The organism is Bradyrhizobium valentinum, assembly GCF_001440405.1.
Lineage (GTDB): Bacteria > Pseudomonadota > Alphaproteobacteria > Rhizobiales > Xanthobacteraceae > Bradyrhizobium > Bradyrhizobium valentinum.
Map to the genome: position 1 here is coordinate 42,883 of NZ_LLXX01000128.1, position 6,499 is coordinate 49,381.

The 6,499-nt window shown below is 59.0% G+C and carries 3 protein-coding genes and 1 pseudogene; 1 reads left to right on the forward strand and 3 read right to left on the reverse strand.

The window, feature by feature from the left end:
* The 3 genes and pseudogenes from CP49_RS47645 to CP49_RS22355 form a co-directional block, all read right to left on the reverse strand.
* Positions 1-161 (reverse strand): annotated as a pseudogene (locus CP49_RS47645) (IS110 family transposase); the annotation flags it as partial.
* A gap of 191 nt (positions 162-352) precedes the next feature.
* A complete protein-coding gene (locus CP49_RS22350; protein WP_063791741.1) occupies positions 353-3,667 on the reverse strand; it encodes an ATP-binding protein in 3,315 nt (1,104 codons plus the stop codon).
* Between the two features lie 332 nt (positions 3,668-3,999).
* Positions 4,000-5,658, reverse strand: a complete 1,659-nt coding sequence (locus tag CP49_RS22355) for an arylsulfatase (protein ID WP_082646166.1) — start codon at positions 5,656-5,658, stop codon at positions 4,000-4,002.
* Between the two features lie 192 nt (positions 5,659-5,850).
* Between CP49_RS22355 and CP49_RS22360 the strand changes: the two genes are divergently transcribed.
* On the forward strand, positions 5,851-6,243 hold the full coding sequence (locus tag CP49_RS22360; RefSeq protein ID WP_057852350.1) for a response regulator: 393 nt from the start codon (positions 5,851-5,853) through the stop codon (positions 6,241-6,243).
* Positions 6,244-6,499 lie beyond the last annotated feature (256 nt).

Here is a 6,499-nt window from a genome sequence, read left to right on the forward strand (position 1 = left end):
AGGCTTCCATGCCGACCAGGCAAGGGGGAATCTTGCTAAAGAAGTCAATGACCTGCTTACGCCGCAACTGACGAGTGATGACGACCTTGCCCCGCACTATCCACGCCGTGCACTTGGAACACGTTCTTGGCGAGATCAACGCCTATGGTGCTAACCTGCATGTGGACGACCCCCTCCGGTGATTCGTTGTTGAACAATCACCCTTTGGCACATTCGATGCCGGGAGCGGGCGTCGTCCACCACATCATTCGCGTCGGTTTGGCCGGACTACTGCGACTTCCGGTCTACCCCGGTGAACGGACATTCTCAGGATAGGCGGGCATGTCTCAAAGGTGCCAACAGCGGAAGTCAATCAGTCGAGGCGTTCTAGCTGTTCCTTGGCGCGCTTGAGATCGGGTGTACTGAACCCTTCGGTGAACCATCCATAAATTGCTGTGAGAAGATCACGTGCTTCGGCGCGCCTGCTGTGCTCGGCCCAGAGCTGGGCAAGACTCATAGCCGCACGCAGCTCAAACCAGCGCGTTCCTTGCAGGCGAGCCAATTCGAGCGCCTTCAAATACTCAGTTTCAGGATCACCGCTTCCAGAGCCAGCCAGCAGGTCACCGCGGATCCGATAGACTTCGGGAATGACATGGGCTTCTCCGGTCTCCTCAATTAGCGCCAGGGCCTCCGAGATCGCCGTCATTCCATCAGTCCAGTTCTTTTGCTCGACCGATGCATCCGCAAACAGGGTCAGCAGAAACGGCACCTGGAACCGGGCGCCGGTGCGGCGATAGTCGTCGAGAGCATCGCGCATTTCCGCGAGAGCTGTCAGCGCTGGCTCGACCCCAGCCTGCGCGATCCCGCGCATTGCCCGACCGATTGCGGTGACCAGTTGCAGGTCGTATTCACGGGCGACTTCGATCGCTCGTTCGGCGAACTGACGTGCCCCTCGCCAATCTCTCTGGACTACCGAGACCATGGAGCACCAGTTCAGACCTCTGGCTAGAGTGAAGGGGTGTTTGGTTCGCTCAAGAACGTCCAGAAGCACACCTCTGCCTTCCATGGCTTGTTCCGGATAACCGAGCATTCCGAGGCACCAGGCCCTGTAGCCATGTGCCACTGCACCGACTTCCATTCCGTAGCGATAGGCCACCGGACCGCCCTTCAGCCCGCTGTAAGTACGAACAGCCAGATCGAGCTTTGCGCGGGCCTCGACGGGCTTACCAACAGCGAACAAGCTGAGGCCGAGCGGGACATGGGCGACAATTCTGGCGGCCGGATCGACGGCGTCTGTCATGCGCTCCTCAAGCTCCAACCCAATGGCTGTCGCTGCCGCGTGATCGGCCCGTGTGTAGTTGAATAGCCAAGCCTGCCAGAGCACTGCCGCCAGCGTGCCCTCGTCGCCCACCTGACGGCACAGCTCGACGGTCCGCGTCGATATTCTTCCGACCTCGTCGGAACCATAGCCTTGGGTCACCATCAGTACGGAGGCGAGCGCGCTGTGCAGGTCCAGATCAAGCCGCGGCTTTTCAGCGCTGTCCGGCGCACCTTCGAGCAACCCTATTCCGGTCGTGAGATGACTGACGGCCTCCTTGTTAGCGGAGCGAGCCGCAGCCTGCTCGCCTGCCTTCAACCAGTACCGCACCGCCGGTTCCACCATTCCTGCCATCGTGGCGTGATGAGCAAGAAGCTCGGGCGCTGCGCCGTTGGCTTCCAGGGCTTCGACCAGTTTTGCATGAATGGTCTGGCGGCGGGTCTTTAACAGATTCTCATAGGCCGCATCACGTACCAGCGCGTGCTTGAAGATATAGGTCGACTCCGGTGGCGTGCCGCGGCGGAAGATCAATTCGGCACTGGTCAGACGGTCAAGGGCGTCCTGCAAGGCGGCATCCTCGAGCGGCGAGACCGCCTTGAGCAGCCGGTAATCGAAATCTCGACCAATGCACGCCGCGGTCTGCGCTACTTCCTTGACCGGCTGCAGTCGGTCGAGGCGCGCCATCAGCGAGTCGTAAAGGGTCGAGGGGATGCTCAGACGGCTGAGAGGGCCGGTCAATTGGTACGCCGAGGCCGTCTCTCGCAGGTCTCCCGACTCGAGAACGGTCTTGGTGATTTCCTCGACGAACAGCGGCACGCCGTCAGTCTTCGCAGCAATGATGTCGAGCAGTTTCCCCGGAAGCGTCTTGCCTTGGGTCAACCTGTTGATGATTGCCGTAGTCTGATCACGGCCGAGCCGATTTAGCGCCAGCTTGGTCACAATAGGATGGCCGCCAAAGCCGTGCTGGAAGGTCGGTCGGGTGGTCACCAGCATCATGACCCGTGCGCTGGCGACCTGGTCGAGAGAGAGATCGATGAGTTCGAGTGTCGTTGCATCGATCCAATGTGCATCTTCGAGCACGAACAAGGTAGGTTTGCCGCGCGACAGTTCAACAAGCTGGTTGACAAGCGCCTGCAACGTGCGAGCCCGCTGCTGCTGTGGCGTCAGGCCCAGGCTTCCGTAACGCCCTTCGAACTGCAGTCCAAGCAGGGCTGCCAAGAAAGGTCTGTCACTCGCGGCACCGACCAGCACCTTTTCCAGGCGGTCGAGCTTATCGTCGTTGTCATCGTCGGGCTTGAAACCGGCAGCGAAGGCGAGCTGTTGAATGACTGGATAAAGCGGCGAATCTGCATGGTATGGTGAACACTGATAGCTCACCCGGATATGCGGCTCGGACGAAACCGCATCGATCATGCCGCGCGTCAGGCGCGACTTCCCGATGCCGGCCTCGCCCGATAGCAGCACCAATTGGCCTTCGCCGGCTTTCGCCTGCTTCCACCGATCCAGCATCAACGCCAATTCGTGGTCTCGGCCGACCATGTTAGAGAGCGAACCGGATGCGCGGGCCTCGAACCGGCTTTCAGCAATACGCTCGCCTATCACCCCGTAGGCGGACGGCTGGCCCGCAATGCCTTTCAGGCTCTGCCCGCCAAGGTGCGTAGTCTCGAAAACATCGCCAAGAAGCCGGCGGGTCGCCTCGGCCAGCACGACCTGCCCCGGCAACGCGATGCCTTGCAAGCGCGCGGCGAGATTGGGCGTGTCGCCAACAACGGCCTGCTCTTGCGCAGCACCTTCTCCCACGAGATCACCGACCACCACGAGGCCCGTCGCGATGCCGATGCGCACCTCAAGCTGGTCCACAGCCCGCGTCTTCAACGCCCCAACCACGCCTACAATTTCCAATCCCGCTCTGACCGCCCGCTCGGCGTCGTCCTCGTGGGCGTGGGGAAAACCAAAATAAGCAAGAATGCCGTCGCCCATGAACTTGGCGACAAAACCGTCATAGCGAGCGACCACGCCCGAGCAGGCGTCCTGATAGGCGCGGATCACCTGCCGCATATCTTCGGGGTCAAGGCGCGCCGACATGGCAGTCGAGCCGGCCAGATCGCAAAACATGACGGTCAACTGGCGGCGCTCGGCCGCATCGCTTGGCGAAGGGCGCACGCGGTTTGCGGGCGGCGGCGCCTTTTCCTCGTCACCCAGGTTTGCAATCGCCTTGAGAATGCGCTTTCGGGGCCCAAGGGGCAGACCGAGCTTTTCGAGATCGGCCTCCGTCAAGTCCGGGAGGACATCAGCCTCAATTTCACTTTCGCGAAACCGGTCTTCATACTGTCCTAGCCCGAGACCCCGTAGCCAAGCTGCGACATCCATGCTCCTCTCCAGCCGGTTGGCATCGATGATGGTCCCGGAAAAACTGCGAGTCCAGTGGCCGGATTATCCGCGTCGGGTCAAACTCGGAAGTCTGAGTGCGCAACTGGGAAGTCCGGTTTGCCCTCAACAACGGGCCCCGTCAGCCAAACCTGTCAGGTCCGAAAAGTGCCAAGCGCAGAGGTGAACCAGCCCGAGGATTAGGCACTGAGACGGACTTCCGTGTGCCGCCTACAAAAAGGTGGCGACTAGGTCGACGGCAACGAAATGTCGCCGCCAACCGTCGCCCGCACGACCGTTCCAGCCACGAACAGCCGGGACAATTTTATTCTCAGCTATCGACCTACTGGTATCGAAATGGTCTCGAGTTCCTTCAACCGCTTCATGGCGTCCGCCGCCTTGAGCGATTGATAGTTGATTCCGGCGGGACTTAGGCTGCCGCCTTCCTGGAACGGATAGTCGGGGATGGTAGCCAGAAATTCCTTCACCTTTTGCTGGACCGGTACGAACAACCACATGTTGTCGGCATACCAGCGCAAATAGGCGCCGGAATCCATCGGCATCTTCTCATAGGGATCGGCTCTCAAGTTCACGATGATCGGCCAGTTCGTCACTGAGCGAGTGCCGGTGGCAATGTTCCCGGCGACGCTGGCGAAGCTCACCTTCCAATCGTTCCAGCGCACAGCGTTGAGCTCTCCGCCTTGTCCGAAATAGTAGATCGCTTCGCGCGGCCCTTTCTTCGTCTCCTTTTTTAGCAAAGGCAAGAAGTTGTAGCCATCGCAATGGACCTTGAAGCTTTTACCGTTGGCCTGATGGCCCCGCTTGAGCTTTTCGACAATGTCAGGTTCGCCGGCTGCGGCCAGCAGGGTCGGCATCCAGTCTTCATGCGACATGATGTCGTTGATAACTGTGCCTGGACTTATAACGCCGGGCCAACGGATCATCGAAGGAACCCGGAATCCTCCTTCAAAGGTGGTGCCCTTTTCGCCATGAAATGGCGTTATTCCACCATCCGGCCACATGACAGCCTCGGCACCATTGTCGGTGCCGTAGATGATGATAGTATTGTTGGCGATACCGAGGTCATCGAGCTTCTTGAGCATCGCGCCGACTGTCTTGTCGTGCTCGGCCATTCCGTCCGGATACAAGCCGACGCCAGTGACGCCCTGAGACTCCTTCTTGAGGTGGGTCCACACATGCATGCGTGTGGTATTGAACCAGACAAAAAACGGCTTTCTTTGGCCAACTGCGCCATCAATAAACTTTGTAGCCGCGTTCAACACCTCATCATCCATTCCCGGCATCCGTGCCCGGGTTAGGGGTCCGGTATCCTCGATCCGGCCGTCCGCGTATGAGTGAATGACGCCGCGCGGTCCATACTTCTTCCGGAAATCGGGATCCTTCGGATAGTAATAGGTTTCCGGCTCTTCTTCGGCGTTGAGGTGATAAAGATTTCCATAGAACTCATCGAAGCCGTGCGCTGTCGGCAGATGCTTATTCTGATCGCCGAGATGGTTCTTGCCGAACTGTCCGGTGGCGTAACCCTGTTGCTTTAAAAGATCGGCGATGGTCGGTGACCAGTCCGGAATGCCATGCGGTGAGCCCGGCATGCCAATCGTCAATAGCCCGGTGCGGAACGGATGTTGCCCAAGGATGAAAGAGGCGCGACCTGCGGTGCAGCTCTGTTGTGCATAGGCATCGGTAAGCATCGCGCCTTCTTTGGCGATGCGGTCGATGTTCGGCGTTTTGTAGCCCATTATACCGTGGTTGTAGGCACTGATGTTGTGGATACCAACATCATCGCCCCAGATGACGAGGATGTTCGGACGAGACTGTGATGGAGCTGCCGGGCGTTGCGGCGCTGGCTGGGCATGCGATACCTTTACTGACGCCGCCAGTCCCGCTGCGGCAAGCGCGGTTCCCCCGAGAAGCATGCGCCTGCGGTTAACACTTTCGCAGCCGCGATCAGCGCGTTCCTTGTCCTCTTTACTCATAGCGCTCTCCTTTATGCTGACCATTCAGCGAAACCCGCGTGGGGTTTACAGGATGTCGATCCGTTCGGCGTCGCCGGGGCGCTGGCGAGCGGGTGCGAACCTCGGTGGGCATCTTGAGCGGAGTATGATCGCAAACGGCCGGGCGTATCATTGGCCCAAAGGCCAATCGACAATGTCAATTGGCGACCACTTATGGGTCGCATGCTGAACGCGATGCCTTGGATTGCAATCGTAGACGACGATCCGTCGGTGTTGAAGGCACTGGGGCGGTTACTGAAAGTGCACGCGCTTGAAGCTAGAACTTTCACCTCAGCACAGGAATTTCTCGCTGCCTTGCCCGAAGAATTGCCGGAGTGCTTGATCGTCGACTTACAGATGCCTGAAATGACCGGCCTCGACCTTCAATACCATCTTACACGTACTGGGATCAAGATTCCAACAATCGTCATTACTGCCCACAACGAAAACGACGCGCGCGATCGGTGCGAGTCCGCCGGTGTATCGGCCTTTCTGTTAAAGCCGGTGCGGGACACCGTGTTAATAGCCGCGATCGAGAAGGCGAGGCGAGAAAATCCGACAACCTAAACGATGTCGCTTTAAAGCAATCTTCGAAACACGAAGCACCGTCTTGGTCAGTGTTGCTGCATGTCGGCGTTGGGTCATTCGCGTCGATCCCGACGGCGTCCCAGCACGTCCCCTTTAGCGCCGCCAACGGACATCAATCCATGACCGCGTAAAGGTACCAGGATCGGCCAGATGGTTTACCGAAGCGGTCGGCAAACGGTCCAAAAGCATTTGCTTGACCATTATCAAGCGGCCGGCAGGAACTCACATCCCGATC